Annotated in this window: 16 protein-coding genes; 5 read left to right on the top strand and 11 right to left on the bottom strand. The window is 68.5% G+C overall.

Features of this window, described 5'->3' with window-relative positions; genetic code table 11:
- Positions 1-149 precede the first annotated feature (149 nt).
- The 4 genes from ASC94_RS14435 to fhuF are packed head-to-tail and all read right to left on the bottom strand — an operon-like array spanning position 150 to position 4,263.
- Positions 150-1,394, bottom strand: a complete 1,245-nt coding sequence (locus ASC94_RS14435) for a lysine N(6)-hydroxylase/L-ornithine N(5)-oxygenase family protein (protein ID WP_056395905.1) — start codon at positions 1,392-1,394, stop codon at positions 150-152.
- Positions 1,395-1,404: 10 nt separating this feature from the next.
- Positions 1,405-2,412 carry a GNAT family N-acetyltransferase gene (locus ASC94_RS14430; RefSeq protein ID WP_056395903.1) on the bottom strand — a complete coding sequence of 336 codons (1,008 nt, stop codon included), beginning with the start codon at positions 2,410-2,412 and terminating at the stop codon, positions 1,405-1,407.
- A gap of 55 nt (positions 2,413-2,467) precedes the next feature.
- Positions 2,468-3,454: an alpha/beta hydrolase gene (locus ASC94_RS14425; RefSeq protein WP_056395900.1), complete on the bottom strand. Its 987-nt coding sequence runs from the start codon at positions 3,452-3,454 to the stop codon at positions 2,468-2,470.
- Positions 3,455-3,498: 44 nt separating this feature from the next.
- Complete coding sequence (gene fhuF, locus ASC94_RS14420; protein WP_056395898.1) at positions 3,499-4,263, bottom strand: siderophore-iron reductase FhuF; 765 nt, start codon at positions 4,261-4,263, stop codon at positions 3,499-3,501.
- A 177-nt stretch (positions 4,264-4,440) separates the two neighbouring features.
- On the opposite strand from fhuF, the gene ASC94_RS14415 reads away from it, so the two are divergent.
- A complete protein-coding gene (locus tag ASC94_RS14415) occupies positions 4,441-6,093 on the top strand; it encodes a cyclic peptide export ABC transporter (RefSeq protein WP_056395895.1) in 1,653 nt (550 codons plus the stop codon).
- Positions 6,094-6,098: 5 nt separating this feature from the next.
- Here the strand turns inward: ASC94_RS14415 and ASC94_RS14410 are convergent, their stop codons facing one another.
- Positions 6,099-7,043 carry a LysR family transcriptional regulator gene (locus ASC94_RS14410; RefSeq protein ID WP_056395892.1) on the bottom strand — a complete coding sequence of 315 codons (945 nt, stop codon included), beginning with the start codon at positions 7,041-7,043 and terminating at the stop codon, positions 6,099-6,101.
- Positions 7,044-7,130: 87 nt separating this feature from the next.
- Here ASC94_RS14410 and ASC94_RS14405 point away from each other — a divergent pair, with 87 nt between their 5' ends.
- The 3 genes from ASC94_RS14405 to ASC94_RS14395 all read left to right on the top strand — a co-directional run bounded on the left by ASC94_RS14405 (position 7,131) and on the right by ASC94_RS14395 (position 10,620).
- Positions 7,131-8,435 carry an NAD(P)/FAD-dependent oxidoreductase gene (locus tag ASC94_RS14405; protein WP_056395887.1) on the top strand — a complete coding sequence of 435 codons (1,305 nt, stop codon included), beginning with the start codon at positions 7,131-7,133 and terminating at the stop codon, positions 8,433-8,435.
- Between the two features lie 402 nt (positions 8,436-8,837).
- Entirely contained in the window at positions 8,838-9,203 is a 366-nt protein-coding gene (locus tag ASC94_RS14400) for a hypothetical protein (RefSeq protein ID WP_056395884.1), read from the top strand.
- A gap of 43 nt (positions 9,204-9,246) precedes the next feature.
- Positions 9,247-10,620: an MATE family efflux transporter gene (locus tag ASC94_RS14395; RefSeq protein WP_056395880.1), complete on the top strand. Its 1,374-nt coding sequence runs from the start codon at positions 9,247-9,249 to the stop codon at positions 10,618-10,620.
- A gap of 7 nt (positions 10,621-10,627) precedes the next feature.
- Here ASC94_RS14395 and ASC94_RS14390 read toward each other — a convergent pair whose 3' ends face one another.
- Positions 10,628-11,626 (bottom strand): 2-dehydropantoate 2-reductase, encoded by a 999-nt coding sequence (locus ASC94_RS14390; protein WP_056395878.1) that lies wholly within the window; start codon positions 11,624-11,626, stop codon positions 10,628-10,630.
- A gap of 88 nt (positions 11,627-11,714) precedes the next feature.
- Here ASC94_RS14390 and ASC94_RS14385 point away from each other — a divergent pair, with 88 nt between their 5' ends.
- Positions 11,715-13,214, top strand: coding sequence for an AMP nucleosidase (locus ASC94_RS14385; RefSeq protein WP_056395875.1), 1,500 nt, complete (start codon positions 11,715-11,717; stop codon positions 13,212-13,214).
- Between the two features lie 142 nt (positions 13,215-13,356).
- On the opposite strand, the gene mmsB is transcribed toward ASC94_RS14385, so the two are convergent.
- The 5 genes from mmsB to ASC94_RS14360 are packed head-to-tail and all read right to left on the bottom strand — an operon-like array spanning position 13,357 to position 18,899.
- Positions 13,357-14,265 carry a 3-hydroxyisobutyrate dehydrogenase gene (gene mmsB / locus ASC94_RS14380; protein WP_056395873.1) on the bottom strand — a complete coding sequence of 303 codons (909 nt, stop codon included), beginning with the start codon at positions 14,263-14,265 and terminating at the stop codon, positions 13,357-13,359.
- Positions 14,262-15,440: an enoyl-CoA hydratase/isomerase family protein gene (locus tag ASC94_RS14375; RefSeq protein ID WP_056395869.1), complete on the bottom strand. Its 1,179-nt coding sequence runs from the start codon at positions 15,438-15,440 to the stop codon at positions 14,262-14,264. Before ASC94_RS14375 ends, mmsB begins: the two co-directional genes overlap by 4 nt.
- Positions 15,437-16,219 (bottom strand): enoyl-CoA hydratase, encoded by a 783-nt coding sequence (locus ASC94_RS14370; protein ID WP_056395866.1) that lies wholly within the window; start codon positions 16,217-16,219, stop codon positions 15,437-15,439. Before ASC94_RS14370 ends, ASC94_RS14375 begins: the two co-directional genes overlap by 4 nt.
- A 9-nt stretch (positions 16,220-16,228) precedes the next feature.
- On the bottom strand, positions 16,229-17,389 hold the full coding sequence (locus tag ASC94_RS14365; RefSeq protein ID WP_056395863.1) for an acyl-CoA dehydrogenase family protein: 1,161 nt from the start codon (positions 17,387-17,389) through the stop codon (positions 16,229-16,231).
- Between the two features lie 10 nt (positions 17,390-17,399).
- Positions 17,400-18,899, bottom strand: a complete 1,500-nt coding sequence (locus ASC94_RS14360) for a CoA-acylating methylmalonate-semialdehyde dehydrogenase (protein WP_056395860.1) — start codon at positions 18,897-18,899, stop codon at positions 17,400-17,402.
- Positions 18,900-19,010 lie beyond the last annotated feature (111 nt).

Raw genomic sequence — 19,010 nt, 5'->3', positions numbered from 1 at the left:
CGGACGTGCAAGTCACTGATCGATAGACGAACGGAGGGAAGCTTTGTTTAATGCCCCGCGCGGACGGCGGGGCTGCAGGCAGGCAGGCTGGCGGGCGGCGGGCGGCAGGCGGACAGGCGGGCAGGTGGGCAGGTGGGCAGCCGGGCTGCTCAGCCGGCGGGGACGCCGTCGTGCAGGGCGGCGCCGATCTCGTGGCTGCGGATGGCCATCACGGACAGCAGCGTGTCCGACAGGCCGTGCGAGGCTTCGCAACCGCCCTGCAGGAACACGCGCGGCGCGAACTGCGGGCCGGCCTGGAGCTGGTAGTTGCGGTCCACCCTGAAGCCGTCCAGCCACTGGGCCAGCGGCGCGAGCAGGCTGTGATGCTGCTGGCGGCGGTAGCCGGTGGCGAGGATCACCGCATCGTAGCGCGCGTTGAAAGTGGTGCCGTTTTCCTGGTCATTCAGCTGCAGCGAAATGCCGCCCGCATCCGCGTGCGCTGCCGTCACCTCGTGGCGGCGCAGGAACTGGTGGCGCGGATTACCCACCACCTTCTGCTGGTAGAACACGTTGAAGATCTGCTCGATCAGGTCGGTGTCGGCCACGGCGTAGTTGGTGTTCATGTACTCGTCCAGCAGGGCGGCGCGTTCGGCCGGCGGCTGCTTGAATACATAGTCGGTGTAGTCGGCGTTGAAGATCTCGTTGATGAAGGGGCTGTCGTCGGCGGGCTTGATGGCGCGGCCGCGCGTGACCAGGTCCACGCTGCAGCCCTTGCCGTGCAGGTCCATGAAGATCTCGGCCGCGCTCTGGCCGGCGCCGATCACCGCCACCCGGCGCGCATCCTTCAGGCGCGCCATGCTGCCCAGGTAGCTGCTCGAATGGAGCACGCGCGCGTCGCCGCGCAGCGCCGCGAAGCTTTCCGGGATGGCCGGGCTGCCACCGACGCTGACGACGATGTTGCGCGCCAGGCGCTCATGCAGGACGCCGTCCGCGCCGCGCGACTGCACCGACAAATGCGTAACGCGGCCGCCCTGCTGCACCGGATGCACGGCGGTCACCTCCTCGCCGTAGCGGCACTGGGCCGCGAAGTGGCGCGCGGCCCAGCCCAGGTAGTCGTTGAACTCCTGGCGGCTGGGGTAGAAGGTCTTCAGGTTGATGAAGTCCTGCAGCCGCTGCTGCTGGTGCAGATAGTTCAGGAAGGTGTAGCGGCTGGACGGGTTGCGCAGCGTCGCCAGGTCCTTCAGGAAGGAGATCTGCATGTTGGCGCCGTCCAGCAGCATGTCCGGATGCCAGGCGAAGTGCGGCTGGCGCTCGAGGTAGATGGCGTCGTGCTCGCGGCCCTGCTCGGACAGCGCGATGGCCAGCGCCAGGTTCGACGGGCCGAAGCCGATGCCAATCAGATTGTGGATGTGCATGGTGATTCCTTTACGCGTGTTGCGGTAGCCAGAGATGTTCAGCGAAGAAGCGCTCGCGCAGCAGCGTGCCGAGCACCGCGCGCTTGTGCGGGAAGTCGAATTCCTTCACCAGTGCGTAGCCGGAGCGCGCCAGGTTGCGGCGCATGCGCGCGTTGTCCGAGCGCGGCTCGATCACCAGGCGCTGGGTGCGGCAATCGTCCAGGAACAGGTAGTGGGAAATGGACGGCAGCCAGGCCGATACGAAGGCGGCGCCCCGGCACGCGGGCTCGCCGATCAGCACGTGCCAGCCGCGGTCGTAGTCCTGCGCGTCGTAGTAGGGCGCCAGGCGGTCTTCCTTGGCCCAGTACACTTCGAAATAGCCGAAGGGCTGGCCGTCCAGGCAGGCGACCAGGGGCAGCGCGTGCGGATCGGCGGCGAGGCGTTCCAGGTAGGTGCGCTGCTGCGCCAGGTCTCCTTCCTCCTGCCAGAATTCGGCCACGTGCGGATCGTTCATCCAGCGGTGGAAGTGCGGCAGGTCGGCTTCGGTGTCGGCTACGTGGAAGCTCAGCGTCTTGCCCAGCCAGGGGACGCGGCGGCGGTACACCACGCCCTGCGGCTGCGGGCGGCGCAGCGGATGGCGGCGGCCTTCGCTCATGCGGTGCTGCTGCGGCAGCGGGGGCAAGGCCTGTTCCAGCCAGCCGGACGGATACTGCCAGAACAGCTCGGCCGGCACGTCGGCCACCTGCTCCTGCGCGCCCGGCAGCGCCACGCCGTGCGTGCGCAGCTGGGCAATGAGGGCGGCTGGTGCCTGTAGCGTCAGCGTGGCGCCGCGCCGGGCTTCTATATCGGCCAGGGCGGCGCCGATGGCGGCCACGGCTTCCGGCAGCGCCGGCGCGGTACTGGCCTCCAGCTGCAGCGTGCGTTCGGCCGCATTCCAGCCCCACATGGCCGGGCCGGCGGATTGCGGCCCCTGGATGCGGAGCGCCTGGCCATCGCACGCGGCGGTGTAGTCGGCCAGGCAGTGAGAGGTGTCGGTCATGATAGTGTGCGTGGAAGATGGCGTTCCATGTTTGACGGATGGGGGCGCGGATTGTTTATTGCATCAGCGCTGGTGCGAGCGCCCGCGCGTCGAAAGCACTGGCCAGTGCGCGTGCCAGGTCGTCGCGCAGCCGGTCCGCTTCCGGCACGATGTTGCCCAGCCGCGCGAAGTCGTGCACCATGCCGGGGTAGACGTCCAGCGCGACCGGCACCTCCGCCTCGCGCAGGCGCGCCGCGTACGCACGCCCCTCGTCGAGCAGCGGATCGAATTCCGCCAGCGCGATGTGGGCCGGCGCCAGTCCCTCCAGGCCGGGCGCCAGCAGGGGCGCAAAGCGCCAGTCGCACCGCTCCGATTCATGGTTCAGGTGGTGCCCGAACATCCATTGCAGCGTGTCTGCTTCGAGCAGGTAGCCGCTCGCATAGCGCCGGTGCGAGCCGCTGTCCTGCACGCTGCTGGTGCAGGGATAGAGCAGCATCTGCAGCACCGGCTGCGCGCGGCCGTCGGCCTTCAGCCGCAGGCACAGCGCGGTAGCCAGGGTGCCGCCCGCGCTGTCGCCGCCGGCGGCCAGGCGGGCCGGATCGATGCCGTGGACCCCGGCCTGGCGCTCCAGCCAGTTCCAGGCATCCAGCGCATCGTCGTGGGCGGCAGGGAAGGTATGCTCCGGCGAGAGGCGGTAGTCCACCGCCAGCACCTTGCAGGGGGTGCGGTGGGCCAGGTCGCGGCACAGGGCGTCGTGCGATTCCAGCCCGCCGATACAGTAGCCGCCGCCGTGGAAGAACAGCAGGGCGGGCAGCAGGGAGGCGCCGTCGCCCGGCGGCGGCATGGCGCGCGGAGAGTACAGCCGGGCGCCGATGCGGCGGCCGTCCGCCCCCGCCAGCTGCAGGTCCTCGGCGCGCACCGACTGTTCGCCGGGCGTGTCGAGCATGGGCGTGGCCGCGTCATAGCTGCGGCGGGCCTCGGTGGGGGACAGCAGGTGCATGGGCGGCGCGTCGCCCATTTGCACCAGTTCCAGGAAGGATTCGAGATCGGGGTGAAGTTGCATGGCGTTCCGTGTGAGGTTGCAGATGAATATGCGGGTATCAGTCGCTAGACGATCCGCAAGGCCGCCTGTTTAATGCCGCAGTTGGCCGGGGCCAGCGGGCATGCGGTGCAGTAGCCGTCCTGCGGCAGCATGTAGCACAGGCAGCACTCGCGGTGCAGTGCCACTTGCGTGGCGACGCCGTCGACCTGCCGGTGGAACACGCGCCTTGGCCCTTGCAGCGGATTGGGCAGGCCGTCCGCCCAGCGCGGCTGCTGCAGCAGGGCGTGCGCGTCCTGCGCGCAGTGCGCGGCGTTGCCGGTGGCGAGCAGGATCTGCTCGAACACGGCGTCGAGGCGGCGCGCCGCGTTGCCCCACAGGAGGCGTTCGGCCACGCGTCCATGCCGCGCCAGCGCGGCCACCAGCGGCGCCAGATGGCTGCGCAGCAGTTCGCCGTAGCGCTCAGCGGCGGATGTATCCGGCATGGCGTGGCCGTCGTGGGCCAGATACAGCCGCTCGGGGTGGCCGTCCGGGTCGATGGCCAGCCACGCCCGCTCTGGCGCCAGCGGCAGGCGGTGATGCAGCATGGTGGCCGCCGCAGCGAAGGGCGGCAGCAGCATCCAGCAGTAGTCGAGCAGCCAGCCGGTGCTGACGGGGCGCAGATCGTCCACGCCGAGGTGGCGGGCGTGCAGGCGCAGCACGGCGTCCAGCCGGCCCGGCTCATGCAGCAGGCGGTCCAGCTGGATCGCGCCCAGGGGCGGCGGCGCGCAGCTCAGGCCTGCGCCGAAGGCGGCCCAGTCGCCCTGGAACAGGGGCGCCAGTAGAGGAATCATCTGTGACTATCCATGAATGGTGGCGTATGAGTAGATGAATGGGTAGACGAATGAGGCAGGAGCAAATTCAGCGTGCGCACGCGTTCGCGGAAACCGCCGGTGCGCCTAAATAAAGCGCGGGCTGTTTCGTCTTGCTAGGGACGACTCTCCGAGGAATGCCCCATGCAAGGAACGCCCATGCTTCAATATCTGATCAAACAGTCCCGCAGCCTGCTGGCCGCCGCCGCGCTGGCCAGCATTACGCATGGCGCGTGCAGCGTGTGGCTGGTGGCGCTGATCAACCAGGCACTCACCACCGGCGCGGATGGCCGCAGCGCCCTGGTTGCCACCTTTGCCGTGGTGGCGCTGTGCGTCATGCTGAGCCAGATGGCCTCGTCCATCCTGTTCGAGCGCCTGAGCCAGCAGGCGCACGCCCACCTGCGCCGCTACGTCAGCGGCCGGGTGCTGGCGGCCGACTACCGCCACCTGGAAGCGCTGGGCGCGGCCCGCGTGCAGTCCGCGCTGTCCGAACACTGCACCAATGTGGCGGCCTTCTTCGTCACTTTCCCGGCGATCCTCACCAACCTGGTGGTGGTGCTGGGCAGCCTGCTGTACATGCTGCTGCTGTCCTGGAAGGTGTTCATTTTCGCGGTGCTGACACTGGCCCTCGGATCGCTGGGCTACCACCTGGCCAATCTGCGCGCCATCCGGCACCTGAACCGCGCGGCGGTGGAGCAGGACACGCTGTTCGCGCATTTCCGCTCGCTCACCGACGGCGCCAAGGAGCTGCGCCTGCACAGCGGCAAGCGCCAGGTATTCGCGGACAAGGTGCTGGGCGGCGCCATCGAAGCGGTGCGGCGCGAGCGCACGCTGGGCATGTCGATCTTTTCCGTGTCGGCCAGTTTCAGCAACTTCCTGATCTTCGCCTTCATTGGCCTGGTGATGTTCGTGCTGATCAACGGCGTGCCCGACCAGGCGCGCGTGATGACCGGCTTCGCGCTGGTGTTCGTCTACATGGTGACGCCGCTTGAGATCCTGCTCCTGAACATCCCGCGCGCCAATCTGGCACGCGCGTCGGCGGGCCGCATCGACGACATCGCCGCCGGCATGCCGGAGGAAGCCGCCGTGCCGGGCGGCGCTTCCACGTCCGCGTCCACATTCGCCGCCGCGCCGCTGCGCCAACTGGCGCTGGACGGCGTGCTGCACCGCTACTATCACGAGCAGAGCGACGGCTTCTTCACGCTCGGCCCGGTGAGCATGGACTTCCGTCCGGGCGAGGTGGTGTTCTTGGTGGGCGGCAACGGCAGCGGCAAAACCACCTTCGCCAAACTGCTGGTGGGCCTGTATGCGCCGGAGCAGGGCAGCCTGCTGCTGAACGGCCAGCCGGTGACCGACGCCAACCGCGACCAGTACCGCCAGATATTCTCCACGGTGTTTTCCGACTTCCACCTGTTCGACCGCCTGCTGCAGGACGGCGCCGGCGTGGCCGCGCTGGACGAACGCGGCAACCGCCTGCTGGAGCGCTTGCACCTGCAGCACAAGGTGCAGATGCGCGGCGGTGCATTCACCACGCAGGCGCTGTCGCAGGGGCAGCGCAAGCGCCTGGCGCTGGTGGTGGCCTGCCTGGAGGACAGGCCCTTCCTCGTGTTCGACGAATGGGCTGCCGACCAGGACCCGGTTTTCAAGAACGTGTTCTACCTGGAAGTGCTGCCGGAGCTGAAGGCGCTGGGCAAAACCATCGTCGTCATTTCACATGACGACCGCTACTTCCACGTTGCGGACCGGCTGATCCGTATGGAGAACGGCCAAGTGGCCGAAGACGCGCGCCAGCCGCAAGCGCTGGTGGCCTGACCCTGCTACCGCAAGCGCCGGTGCTTGCGGTAGAACGACTCCAGCTCGGCGCCGATCAGCTCCTGGCCGGACGTCACCATGAAATCCTGGAAGGCCGCTGCGATCCTGGGCAGCGGCTGGTCCACCAGGTGCATCACGTGCCATGAGCCTTCCACCGGGCTTTCCTTCATTGGCAGGATGTCGAGCAGGCCGGCCTCGAACTCCAGCGCGCACGCGTGCACCGACACGAAGCCCACTCCCAGGCCCGCCGCGACCATGCTCTTGATCGCCTCGTTGCTCGATACTTCCGAACCGAAGTGCAGCGTGTGGCCGGCGTCCTTGAACACCCGTTCCACTGTGGTGCGCGTGCCCGAACCGCGTTCGCGTACCAGCAGGTTGGCATTGACCACGTCCTCGATGGTGACGCGTTTCTTCCGCATCAGCGGATGCCGGGGACTGGCGATGAAGGCCATGGGGTGGTGCGCGAAGCGCGCCGCGTGGATGCGGAATTCGCGCGGCGGCGTGCCCATGATGGCCAGGTCGATCTCCTTGCGCGACAACATGGCCACGATCTCGCTGCGGTTGCCCACGTGGAGCTTCATGCGCACATTGGGGCGCTCGGTGGTGAACTTCACCAGCATGGACGGCAGCAGGTGCTCCGCCGTGACCACCGCGCCGATGCGCAGCGTGCCGCTGCTTACGCCTTGCAGTTCGCCCAGTTCGTCGCCCGCCTGGTCCCACAGCTGCAGGATGCGTTCGGCAAACTGCAGCATCACTTCCCCCGCCGCCGTGAGCTGGATGTTGCGGCCCACCTTGCGCGTGAGCGCCGTGCCGGCCAGTTCCTCCAGCGCGCGCAGCTGTGCCGAAATGGCGGGCTGCGTCACGTGCATCTCCTCCGCTGCGCGTGACACGCTTTCATGCCGCCCGACAAGAACCAGCGCCTGGAGCTGGCGGAAACTCGCGTGATACATAAGCTATTCCTTATCAATCAGTCGAAAGAAGTAATTTTTGTTTTCCTTTTGAGGGGTCTATATTAACAGTCAGAAGGAGGGAAAATCATGCAAACCATCGTTATCGTAGGCGGAGGCGCAGGCGGCCTCGAACTGGCAACCCGGCTTGGCGACACCATGGGCCGCAAGGGCCGTGCGCGGGTGATACTGGTTGACCGTTCACCCACCCACTTCTGGAAACCCCTGCTGCACACGGTTGCCTCGGGCAAGCGCGATCCGCAGGTGTTCCAGATTGAGTATTCGGCGCAGGCGGCCGAACACGGTTTCACCTTCATGCATGCCGAGCTGCGCTCGGTGGACCGCGCGGCGCGCATGCTGGAGCTGGCGCCATGCCTGTCGGACGACGCGGGCGAAGCGCGCGCCACGCGCACCCTGGGCTACACCACGCTGGTGCTGGCGCTGGGCGCGGTGACCAATTTCTACAGTGTGCCCGGCGCGGCTGAGCATGTCTGCACGCTGGACAATGTGCGCGAGGCGAAGAGCTTTTACCGCCGCTTCTTCGGCGCCTGTGTGCGGGCCAGCGAGGCGCACGGCGAGCAGGGCGCAGCAGTGAACGTGGTGATCGTGGGCGGCGGCGCCACCGGCGTCGAGCTGGCGGCGGAACTGGGCTACAGCGCCCGCGCGTTGGCCAAGTACAAGATCCACACACTGGATCCGGCGCGCGACGTGCGCATTACGATATTGGAGCGCGGCGCGCGGCTGCTGCCGCACCTGCCGCTGGAACAGTCGGCGCGGGCCGAGGCTTACCTGAAGTCGCGCGGCATCGAAGTCTGCACCGGCACCGGCGTCACGCAAGTGGCTGCGGACTGCGTGCACGTGGGCGAGGCCGGCGTGCGTCCGGCCAGCCTGACCTTGTGGGCGGCGGGCGTGGAAGGGCCGGCCATCACCGGCACGCTGGGCCTGTCGCTGAACCGCATGCGGCAGATCATGGTGAAGGCCACGCTGCAATCGGTGGACGACCCGAATGTGTTCGCCATTGGCGACTGCGCCAGCTTTGTCTGTCCGTTGCAAGGCGCGGCGCCGCCGCGCGCGCAGGTGGCGCACCAGCAGGCCGTGTTCCTGGCCCAGGCCCTGGCTGCCGCGCACGGCCGCAGGGAAGGGCGGCCGCTGGCCGAGTTCCGCTACCGCGACTACGGTTCGCTGGTGTCGCTCGGCCCGGTGGCGGCGGTGGGCGTGCTGATGGGCGGCTCGTACGGCAGCAAGCTGGCGGTCAACGGCACCTTCGCCCACCTGCTGTACGGGCTGATGTACCAGAAGCATTTGATGGCGCTGCACGGCTTCGTCCGCGCCGCCGCCGTCACCCTGGCCGACTGGCTGCGCAAGCGGATCTCGCCATCGGTCAAACTGCATTGACGCAGCCCTCCGGTTCACGCCACGCTGCGCCTGCTTTAGTGCTGGTTCCCGTCGATTGATGGGGCGCAAAGTGGCTCAAGATGCCCTGCCGGGCAAATGCGCCGCATCGATAATGGTTGCTCATCCGTCTTCCCATTGCGCTGGGCGCGGAGAAATTGGAGCATACTATGGCGGCGGGCCAGCACCCAGGGGTATGTTTTGGGAGGACGGTGGCACAGGAGACGCATGCGTTTCGGCATTGCGATGCCGCCGGATTTACCCGGAACGCCGTCCGTACGGCGATAATCGGGGAACTCGCCGTGCGCCAGGTTTCATTGCCTGACGGCCCAAACCGCTGCCGCGTCTGTATTGACGGGTACTGGCTTGAGTTCATTGCATACAAATTTCTGGATGGAACGATTAATGTTGGACGAATCACCCCAATCAGGTAGGCCGTTGCGGCCGAATGAGCTTGCCGTGCTTGCGGCGCTGCCAGGCGCGCCTTGGGAGGCAGAGCCGCGATTGCGGGCGAGCCGGGTGGAAGACATGGCTGATGGCGGCATGGGCAGCGTGCGATTTCTGTCTCAAGCTAGCGCCTATCGCCGGTTCGGGCGACGGGCGGCTGAGGCGCTGTATGTGGATGCGGACGGCGTGACAGTCGTCATCTCGCTGAACCTGGATGAGAAGGGGGATTTGTTCGAGCTCGACTTCTGGAAGTCGGATTTTTCTCCGCTCCGATCGTATCCCAAGCCCGCCCAGCTATTGCCGTATTCGTCGTGTGAGCGATAACATTTTGCCTGCGTGAAAGAGCGGAAATCGCTATCATGGCGGGATGACTACCGCCGCCGCTCACCGTCCCCATATTTTCACGCTCGCCTGGCCCCTTTTGATCGAGCTGTTCCTTGCCGTGCTGGCCGGCGTGGTCGGCACCGCGATGGCGGCGCGCCTGTCGGATACCTACGGCGCGGCCTTTGCTATCGCTAACAATATTTCGGTCACTTTGTTCCTGCTGTTCCGCATTGTCGGTTCCGGCATCGGCGTGGTGATCACGCAGAACCTGGGCGGCGGGCGGCGCGACGTGGCCAACCGGGTGGCGCTGGCCATGCTGGGCGCGAGCACCTGGCTGGGCGCGTTCACCGCGCTGCTGGCCTTTGCCGGCGCCGGCTGGCTGCTGGGCCTCATGCGCGCGCCGGCCGAGGTGCTGCCGCTGGCCACGCCCTTCCTGCAGGCGCTGGCCGCCGCCATGCTGTTCGACGCGTGGAACGCGGCCATGGCCAGCGTGATGCGCGCCCACCTGCGCACGCGCGACACGCTGGCCGTGCTGGTGGCCATGCACCTGAGCCACCTGGCGCTGGCGGTGCCGCTGATGTACGGCTGGGGACCGGTGCCGGCCTGGGGCCTGCCCGGTTTCGCTTTTGCACTGCTGCTCAGCCGCGTGCTGGGCCTGGTGCTGCACCTGATGCTGTGGCGCCGCCATCTCGGCATCCATCCGGTGGCCAGCGACTGGTGGAAGCTGCGCCGCGCCGAACTGGCGGCGGTGCTGCACATCGGCGTGCCGGCCGCCGCCGAGAATATCGCCTGGCGCCTGGCGTTCATGGCCAGCATGGCGGTGGCCGGCACGCTGGGCGCGCAAGCGCTGGCCACGCTGGCCTATGTGCACCAAGTGGGCAGCGTGGTGGTGATGTTCAGCCTGGCCACCGCGTTCGCTGTCGAGATCATGGTGGGCCACATGATCGGCGCGGGCGAGCTGCGCGAGGCGCACGGCCTGGTGCGCGGGGCACTCGCGCGCGGGCTGGTGATCAGCGGCGTGATTTCGGGCAGCGTGGCGCTGGCCGGCCCCTGGCTGCTGGGCTGTTTCACGCAGGACCCGGCCATCATCAGGAACGGCGCCCTGCTGTTGTGGATAGCGGTGCTGATGGAACTGGGGCGCACCTTCAACCTGGTGGTCATCAATGCGCTGCGCGCAGCCGGGGATGCGCGCTTTCCGGTGGCGGCGGGCGCCGCGTCCATGGCCCTGGTGCTGGCGGGCGGCAGCTGGCTGCTGGGGATCTACTTCGGCCTGGGCCTGGCCGGCCTGTGGATCGCCTACGCGGCCGACGAATGGATACGCGGGCTGACCATGTGGCGCCGCTGGTCGGTGCACGCCTGGGTGCCGCATGCGCGCGCGGCGCGGCGCCGCCTGCGCGCGGGCAGGCCGGAGCGGTAGGCGGCTTTCATGCGTCCGGATACAGCCCGTGGGTGCGGGCAAACAGCCGCGTGAGGCCGAGCAGGGCGTCGATGTTCGGCGTGGCCACGCCCACTCGCTGGCCGATCTCGCGCACCGCCGACACCAGCGCGTCGATCTCCATCGGCCGGCCCGCTTCCGCGTCCTGCAGCATGGAGGTCTTGAATGCGCCCAGCTTGCGCGTGACTTTGTGGCGGTCCTCCGGCGTTTCGTCGATGGCGCAGCCGATGCGGCGTCCTATCGCCGCCGCCTCGTGCATGGCCGAGATGCAGAATGCCGCCACCAGCGGATCGTCCAGCACGCGGTCCGCCGTGGCGCCGGTCATGGCGGACACCGGATTGGTGGTCATATTCCCCCACAGCTTGTACCAGATGTCGTAGCGGATGCGTTCGGACAGCGTGGCGTTGAAGCCGGCCTGCGCGAACAGCGCCACCACGCGCTGCGCGCGCGCGGATGCGCCACCCGCCGGTTCGCCGATGATGAGGCCCTGGCCCATCTTGTGTACCACCAGCCCCGGTTCGGCGGTCGCCGTACTGGCGTGCACCACGCAGCCCAGCACCAGCGCCTGCGGAATGGCGGCGGCAATCCGGCCGCCCGGGTCCACGCTGTCCAGCGGCGTGTCGGTGAAGCCTTCGCCGAACCACCACGGCACGCCGTTCATCGCCGGCAGCACCACCGTGTCCGGCCCGAGCAGGGGCGCGATGGCGGGCGCCACCGATCCGAGCGACTGGCCCTTGACGGCGATGATGACCAGGTCCTGTACGCCGAGCGCGGCGATGTCCGCAGGGTTGGACGCATCGGCCGTGGCGGCCGGGGCTTGCAGCAGGCCGTCGGCGGCCTGCATGCGCCAGCCATGCAGGCGCAGCGCGGCCAGCGTGGCGCCGCGCGCCAGCGCCGTGACGCGCACGCCGGAATCCGTTCCCGCCCGCGCCAGCCGCGCACCCAGAAAACCGCCGATGGCGCCCGCGCCGACTATGCACACCTTCATTCATGTCTCCTCAAAATAATCAAAATGCTGCACCGCAGCGTAAACGCCGATACAATAGAATAGAGCTTACTAGTAAAGGAGAACGACCATGCAGAACCGTCCCTTCATCGCGCCCGAGCGCTTCAGCGACCCGGCCGCCGCGCTGGCCCGCGTCCAGGCGCTGTACGACGGCAGCATACGGCATCTGCGTGAATCGCTGCAACGCTTCGTCGACGGCGAAACGCCCGGCGAGCATGTGCGCGCGTGCTACCCCTACGTGCGGGTGCACACCGATACCGTGGCGCGCGCCGATTCGCGCCTGTCCTATGGCTTCGTTGCTGGTCCCGGCACATTCGAGACCACGCTCACCCGGCCCGACCTGTTCGCGCGCTACTACCACGAACAATTCCGCCTGCTGCTGAAGAACCACGGCAGCAGGCAGCAGGTGCAGATTGAAGTGGGGATGAGCGCCCAGCCCATTCCCATCCATTTCTCGTTCGCCGAGAACGACCACATTGAAGGCAGCATGAGCGCCGAGCGCCGCCTGCTGATGCGCGACGTGTTCGACCTGCCCAACCTGGCCGCCATGGACGACGGCATCGCCAACGGCACGTATGAGGCGCCGTTCGGCGAAGCGCAGCCGCTGTCGCTGTTCACGGCGCCGCGCGTGGACTATTCGCTGCAGCGCCTGCGCCACTACACCGGCACCTTGCCTGCCTATTTCCAGAAGTTCGTGCTGTTTACGAACTACCAGTTCTACATCGACGAATTCATCAAGCTGGGCCACGAGATCATGGGCCGGGAGGCGCAGGGGGACGACGATTACGTGGCTTTCGTGGAGCCGGGCAACCTGGTGCTGCGCCGCGCCGGCGCGCCGTCCGAGCCGGGCGACGAACTGGGCGCGCCGCTGCCACGGCTGCCGCAGATGCCGGGCTACCACCTGGTGCGCAAGGACGGCAGCGGCATCAGCATGGTCAATATCGGCGTCGGGCCGGCCAACGCCAAGACCATCACCGACCATATTGCCGTGCTGCGGCCGCACGCCTGGCTGATGCTGGGGCACTGCGCCGGCCTGCGCAACACGCAGGAGCTGGGCGACTACGTGCTGGCGCACGGCTATGTGCGCGAAGACCATGTGCTGGACGAGGACTTGCCGCTGTGGGTGCCGATACCGCCGCTGGCCGAGGTGCAGGTGGCCATCGAGGCCGCCGTGGCCGAGGTGACCAAGCTGACCGGGCATGACCTGAAGCGCGTGATGCGCACCGGGACCGTGGCCAGCACCGATAACCGCAACTGGGAGCTGCTGCCGCAGCGCACGCCGGAGCGGCGCTTCAGCCAGAGCAGGGCGGTGGCGCTGGACATGGAAAGCGCCACCATTGCCGCCAACGGCTTCCGCTTCCGGGTACCGTACGGGACGCTGCTGTGCGTGAGCGACAAGCCGATGCACGGCGAGATCAAGCTGCCGGGCATGGCCAACGCGTTCTACCGCGAGCGCGTGGACCAGCACCTGCGCATCGGCATCCGCGCCGTGGAGAAGCTGCGCGAGCTGGGCGTGGACAAGCTGCACAGCCGCAAGCTGCGCAGCTTTGCCGAGGTGGCGTTCCAGTGATGGCGGGTTACGCTTCGCTAACCCGCCCTACGGTACTTTGCCGAGGTGGCGTTTTGATCATGGCGGGTTACGCTTCGCTAACCCGCCCTACGGTACTTTGCCGAGGTGGCGTTCGATAAGGCCCGCGGTACTGTAGGGCGGGTTAGGCGGAGCCGTAACCCGCCGGCTTCGCCAGCAGCGGCTGGATAATACTGCTGAAGTCCAGCGTCCCCGCGCCGGACAGGCTGTGCATGCCGTACAGGTTGCGCGCCAGTTCGCCCAGCGGCACGGCGCAGCGCGCCGCGATGGCCGCTTCGGCGGCCAGCCCCAGATCCTTGTGCATCAGGTCCACGCCGAAGCCGCCGCTGTAGCCGCGCGCGGCCGGCACGTTCTCCATCACGCCCGGATAGGGGTTGTACAGCTCCAGTGCCCAGTTGCGCCCCGAGCTCTTGCCCATGATGTCCGACAGGACTTTCGGGTCCAGCCCATGCGCCGCCCCCAGCGCCAGCGCCTCGGCGGTGCCGGCCATGAGCACGCCCAGCAGCATATTGTTGCAGATCTTGGCCACCTGGCCCGCGCCGCTGGCGCCGGCGTGGAAGATGTTCTTGCCCATGGCGGACAGGTAGGGCCGCGCGCGCTCCAGCGTGGCGGCCTCGCCGCCGACGATGAAGGTGAGCGTGCCGGCTGCCGCGCCGGCCGTGCCGCCGGACACCGGCGCATCCAGCGCCGCCAGCCCGCGCGCCGCCAGCGCCTGCGCCACCGCCTGCGCCGTGGCCGCAGAGATGGTGCTGCAGTCGATCACCAGCGCGCCGTCCGCGATATGCGGCAGGATGCCCTGCTGGCCGAGGTAGAGGCCCTGCACGTGGGCGCTGGCCGGCAGCATGGAGATGACCACCTGCGCGCCTTCCACGGCCGCGCGGGCCGACGGCGCGGCGCGGGCGCCGGCGCTGGACAGGCCTTGCACGGCAGCGTCGGACAGGTCGAACACGGCCAGCGCATGGCCGGCTTTCAGCAGGTTGTGGGCCATCGGGGCGCCCATGTTGCCCAGGCCGATGAATGCAATGTGGCTCATGCGGTTTTCCTTTCGAGGTCCAGCGGGGTGAAGAAGCCTTCGCCCCAGGTTTCGCTGATGTCGGCCAGGCTGGCGGGCTGCCAGCGCGGCGCCATGTCCTTGTCGATGATGAGGGCGCGGATGCCTTCCGCGAAATCGGGCCTGGCGGCGCACATCAGCGATACCCCCAGCTCCAGCCGGAACACTTCCGCCAGCGACAGGTGCCGCGCGCGCTGCTGGATGGCGGCTGCCAGCCAGGCAGCGCCGGGCGAGCCTTTGCGCAGGGCGGCGGCGGCCTTTTGCAGCCAGCGGTCCTCGCTTTCCAGCGAGGCGATGCGCAGCACCATGTCGCCGAAATTGCCGCTGGCGCACAGCGCATTGATCAGGTCGAAATGCTCGCGCAGCGGACTGGCGGGAGCGGGCGGGGCTGCCTTTTGCAGGCGCGCCAGCAGCATGCCCAGGTGATGATGGTTGGCGCCACGCGGCGCTGCCGCCGGCGCGGCGGCGGGCCCGGCCACGCGCTCCGGCCGCTCCCATTCCTGGGTTTGCAGCATGTCGAGCAGCCGCGCCTTGTCCGCATGCGCCGCGCGGTAGTCCGCCAGGCCGGCGAATAGCGCGTCCGCCGCATTCAGCGGGGCGCCCGTAAGTGCCAGGAAGGGGCCGGTGCGGCCGGGGGCGCGGTTCAGGAACCAGCTGCCGCCCACGTCCGGATACAGGCCGATGGCCACTTCCGGCATGGCCAGGCGCGAGCCTTCGGTGACGACGCGGTGGCTGGCGCCGGCCATCAGCCCGATGCCGCCGCCCATCACGATGCCGTGGCCCCACGCCAGCACCGGCTTGGCGCAGGTGTGGATACGGTAGTCCAGCGCGTATTCCCGGCCGAAGAACTCCACCGCGTAGGCGTTGGCCAGCGGGTTCGCCGCCTGCGGCGACGCGTGGTGCTCGCGCATGGAGCGGTACAGCTGCTGCAGGTCGCCGCCGGCGCAGAAAGCCTTGTCGCCGGCGCTCTCCAGCATCACCAGCACCACGGCCGGATCGGCTTCCCAGGCCGCGAGCTGTTCGTCCAGCAGCACGATCATGTCCAGCGACAGCGCGTTCAGCGTGGCCGGGGCGTTCAGCGTGGCCACCCCGATCTGCCCGTGGCCGCCGCCCCGGGTGCGGCAGGGCACGCTGCGGAACAATACGGGCGCGCTCATGCCTTGCTCCACACCGGCGCGCGCTTCTCCAGGAAAGCCTGCACGCCTTCCTTCTGGTTTGCCGCCCCGAACAGGCCGACGAAGGCCTCGCGCTCCGCCGGCAGCACGTGCGCCATCGGCTGCCGCCGCGCGCCCTGGATCAGTGTCTTGCAGGCCTTTACGCTGGTGGGGCTCTGCCTGGCCGCCTGCGCGGCCAGCGCCAGCGCGCGCGGCAGGGCGGCGCCGGTCTCCACCACTTTCTCCACCAGCCCGATGCGCTGTGCGGTGGCCGCGTCGATCCGCTCGCCGCACAGGATCATGCGCTTGGCCCAGCCTTCGCCCACCAGCCAGGCCAGGTTTTGCGTGCCGCCCGCGCAGGGCAGCAGGCCGACCGTGGCTTCCGGCAGCGCCATCTGCGCCTGCGTTTCCGCGATCCGCAAGTCGCACGCCAGCGCGCATTCGAGCCCGCCGCCCATGGCATAGCCGTTGATGGCGGCAATCGACACGCCGCGGAAGGCGGACAGCGCCTCGAAGGCCGCGCCGAACAGGTGCGCCATCTCGTGGGCCACCGCCACGTCGCCGTCCGCAAACAGTTTCAGGTCCGCCCCCGCCGAGAAGAACTTGGCGCCGCCGCCCGTGACCACCAGGCTGTAGACGTCCGGATTGGCATCCAGGTCCAGCACCAGCCGGCGCAGGTCGCGCAGGCTGTCCATGGTCCAGGTATTGGCGGGCGGGTTGGCCAGCGTGAGCACGGCAGTGTGCTCCATGATCTGCAATTCCAGATTGGTATAGCTACTCACAGGTTCTCCTCACAGGTTTTCTTCAGTCGGTGCGTGCTGCAGCAGGTGGCGCGCCACGATCACGCGCATGATTTCATTGGTGCCTTCCAGGATCTGGTGCACGCGCACGTCGCGCAGGAAGCGCTCCAGCGGATAGTCGCGCAGGTAGCCGTAGCCGCCGTGGATCTGCAGCGCCTCGTTGCAGACCGTGAAGCCGGTATCGGTTGCCAGCCGCTTGGCCATGGCGCAGTAGATGCCCGCGTTGGCGGCGCCCGCATCGAGCTTGGTGGCCGCCAGGCGCACCATCTGGCGCGCCGCCACCAGGCCGGTCTGCATGTCCGCCAGCTTGAACTGCAAGGCCTGGAAGTCGCCCAGCACGCGCTTGAACTGCACTCGCTCGCCCATGTGGCGTTGCGCGCTGTTGAGCGCGGCCTGCGCCGCGCCGATGGAACAGGTGGCGATGTTGATGCGGCCCCCGTCCAGGCCGCGCATGGCCAGCTTGAAGCCGTCGCCCTCGCGCCCCAGCAGATGCGTAGCGGGCACGCGCACGCCGTCGAAGCTGATGGCGCGCGTGGGCTGGCTGTTCCAGCCCATCTTCTCCTCTTCGCGCCCGTAGCTGATGCGCGGGCTGTCGGCCGGCACCACGAAGGCCGAGATGCCGCCCGCGCCGGCGCCGCCGGTGCGCGCCATCACCACCAGCGCGTCGGTGGCACCGGCGCCGGAGATGAAGGCCTTGCCGCCGGTGATGACGTAGTCGCCGCCATCGGCCACGGCGGCGGTAGTGAGCGAGGCCGCGTCCGAGCCGGCGCCCGGTTCGGTCAGGCAGTAGGAGGCCAGCTTGCGGCCCGTGGCCAGGTCGCCTATCCACGCCTCGCGCACCTCGGGCTGCGCCCACTGCGCGATCATGGCGCTGGCCATGTTGTGGATGGTGAGATAGGCCGTGGTGGAGGGGCAGGCGCGCGCCAGCTCCTCGAACACCACGGTGGCGTCCAGCCGCGACAAACCCAGGCCGCCCATGGCCTGCGGCACGTACAGGCCGCAGAAACCCAGCTCGCCCGCATGCGAGATGGTCTGGCGCGGGAAGATGCCCTCGGCGTCCCAGCGCGCCGCCTGCGCCGCCATTTCGCGCGCGGCGAACTGGCGCGCGGCGTCCTGGTAGGCGCGCTGGTCGTCGTTCAGTTCGAAGTCCATGACGGCCTCCCTACTTGAGCGAGATGGTCGTATTTACGCCTCCGTTCACCGCCGCGTCGTCGAACCAGCGCGCGGTGATGGTCTTGGTCTGGGTGTAGAACGCCACCACCTGCTTGCCGTAGGGGCCAAGGTCGCCCAGCTTGGAGCCGCGCGAGCCGGTGAAGGAGAACAGCGGCACCGGCACCGGGATCGGCACGTTGATGCCCACCTGGCCGGCGTCCACGTCCTCCTCGAAGGTGCGGGCAGCCGCGCCCGACTGCGTGAACAGCGCGGTGCCGTTGCCGTTCGGGTTGGCATTGATGATGGCGATGGCCTCCTTCAGCGAGTCCGCGTGCATCACGCACAGCACGGGACCGAAGATCTCTTCCTTGTAGATGGCCATATCCTGCGTGACGCCGGAGAACACGGTGGGGCCGACGAAGTTGCCGCTCTCGTAGCCCGGCACGGCTGGCGCGCGGCCGTCCAGCTCCAGCCTGGCGCCTTCCTCGATGCCCTGGCCGATCAGCTGCTGCACGCGGGCCTTGGCCTTGCGCGAGATCAGCGGGCCGATGTCGGTGCCCGGTTCGGCGCCGGCGTTGATGGACAGGGTCTGCGCCTTCTTCACCAGGTCCGGCAGCCATTGCTGCGCCTCGCCCACCAGGATCACCACCGACAGCGCCATGCAGCGCTGGCCCGCCGCGCCGAAGGCTGCGCCGGCCAGGTTGTTCAGGGTTTGTTCGCGGTGCGCGTCGGGCAGTACGATGGCGTGGTTTTTCGCGCCCATCATGCACTGCGCGCGCTTGCCCGCCAGGGTGGCGCGCTGGTACACATGCGTGCCCACGGTGGTGGAGCCGACAAAGGAGACGGCCTTGATGTCCGGGTGGTCGCAGATGGCGTTGACCACGTCCGCGCCGCCGTGTACCACGTTCAGCACGCCCGGCGGGATGCCGGCCTGCAGCGCCAGTTCGGCCAGGCGCATCGTCACCATCGGGTCCTGCTCGGAGGGCTTGAGGATGAAGGTATTGCCGCAGGCGATGGCCATCGGGAACATCCAGAGCGGGATCATGGCCGGGAAGTTGAACGGGGTGATGCCGGCGCATACGCCCAGCGGCTGGTGCACGGTGTAGGTGTCCACGCCGCCGGCCACGTTGCTGGCCAGTTCACCCATCTGCAGCTGGCCGATGTTGGCCGCGTGCTCCACCACCTCCAGGCCGCGGAACACGTCGCCCTCGGCGTCGGCCAGGGTCTTGCCTTGTTCCGCGGTGAGCAGGGCGGCCAGTTCGGCCATGTGCTCGCGGATCAGCGCCTGGTACTTGAGGAAGATGCGGGCGCGCGCGCCGATCGGCGTCTTGCGCCAGGTCTGGAAGGCGGCTTTGGCTGCGGCGACGGCTTGCGCCATCTCGTCCGGCGTGGCGTGCGGCACGCGTGCGATTACTTCCTGGGTGGCGGGGTTGACGACGTCGCTCCAGTGTTCGCTGCGCGAGTCGATGAAGGCGCCGTTGATGAGTAGTTTGACGGTAGGGATAGCCATATTGTGCGTTCCTTGATGGGCGGCGCAGGCACGTCTCAGCGCGCGCGGTGCCGCCAGTCTGCAAAAGTAAGCCGCACGGCGTCTCCCGCCGCGCGGCACCCGCCACGCGCC

It is taken from the genome of Massilia sp. Root418, assembly GCF_001425265.1.
Taxonomy (GTDB): Bacteria; Pseudomonadota; Gammaproteobacteria; order Burkholderiales; family Burkholderiaceae_D; genus Rugamonas.
The sequence above is the reverse complement of the archived record's forward strand: the minus strand, read 5'-3'. Positions and strand labels throughout refer to the sequence as shown.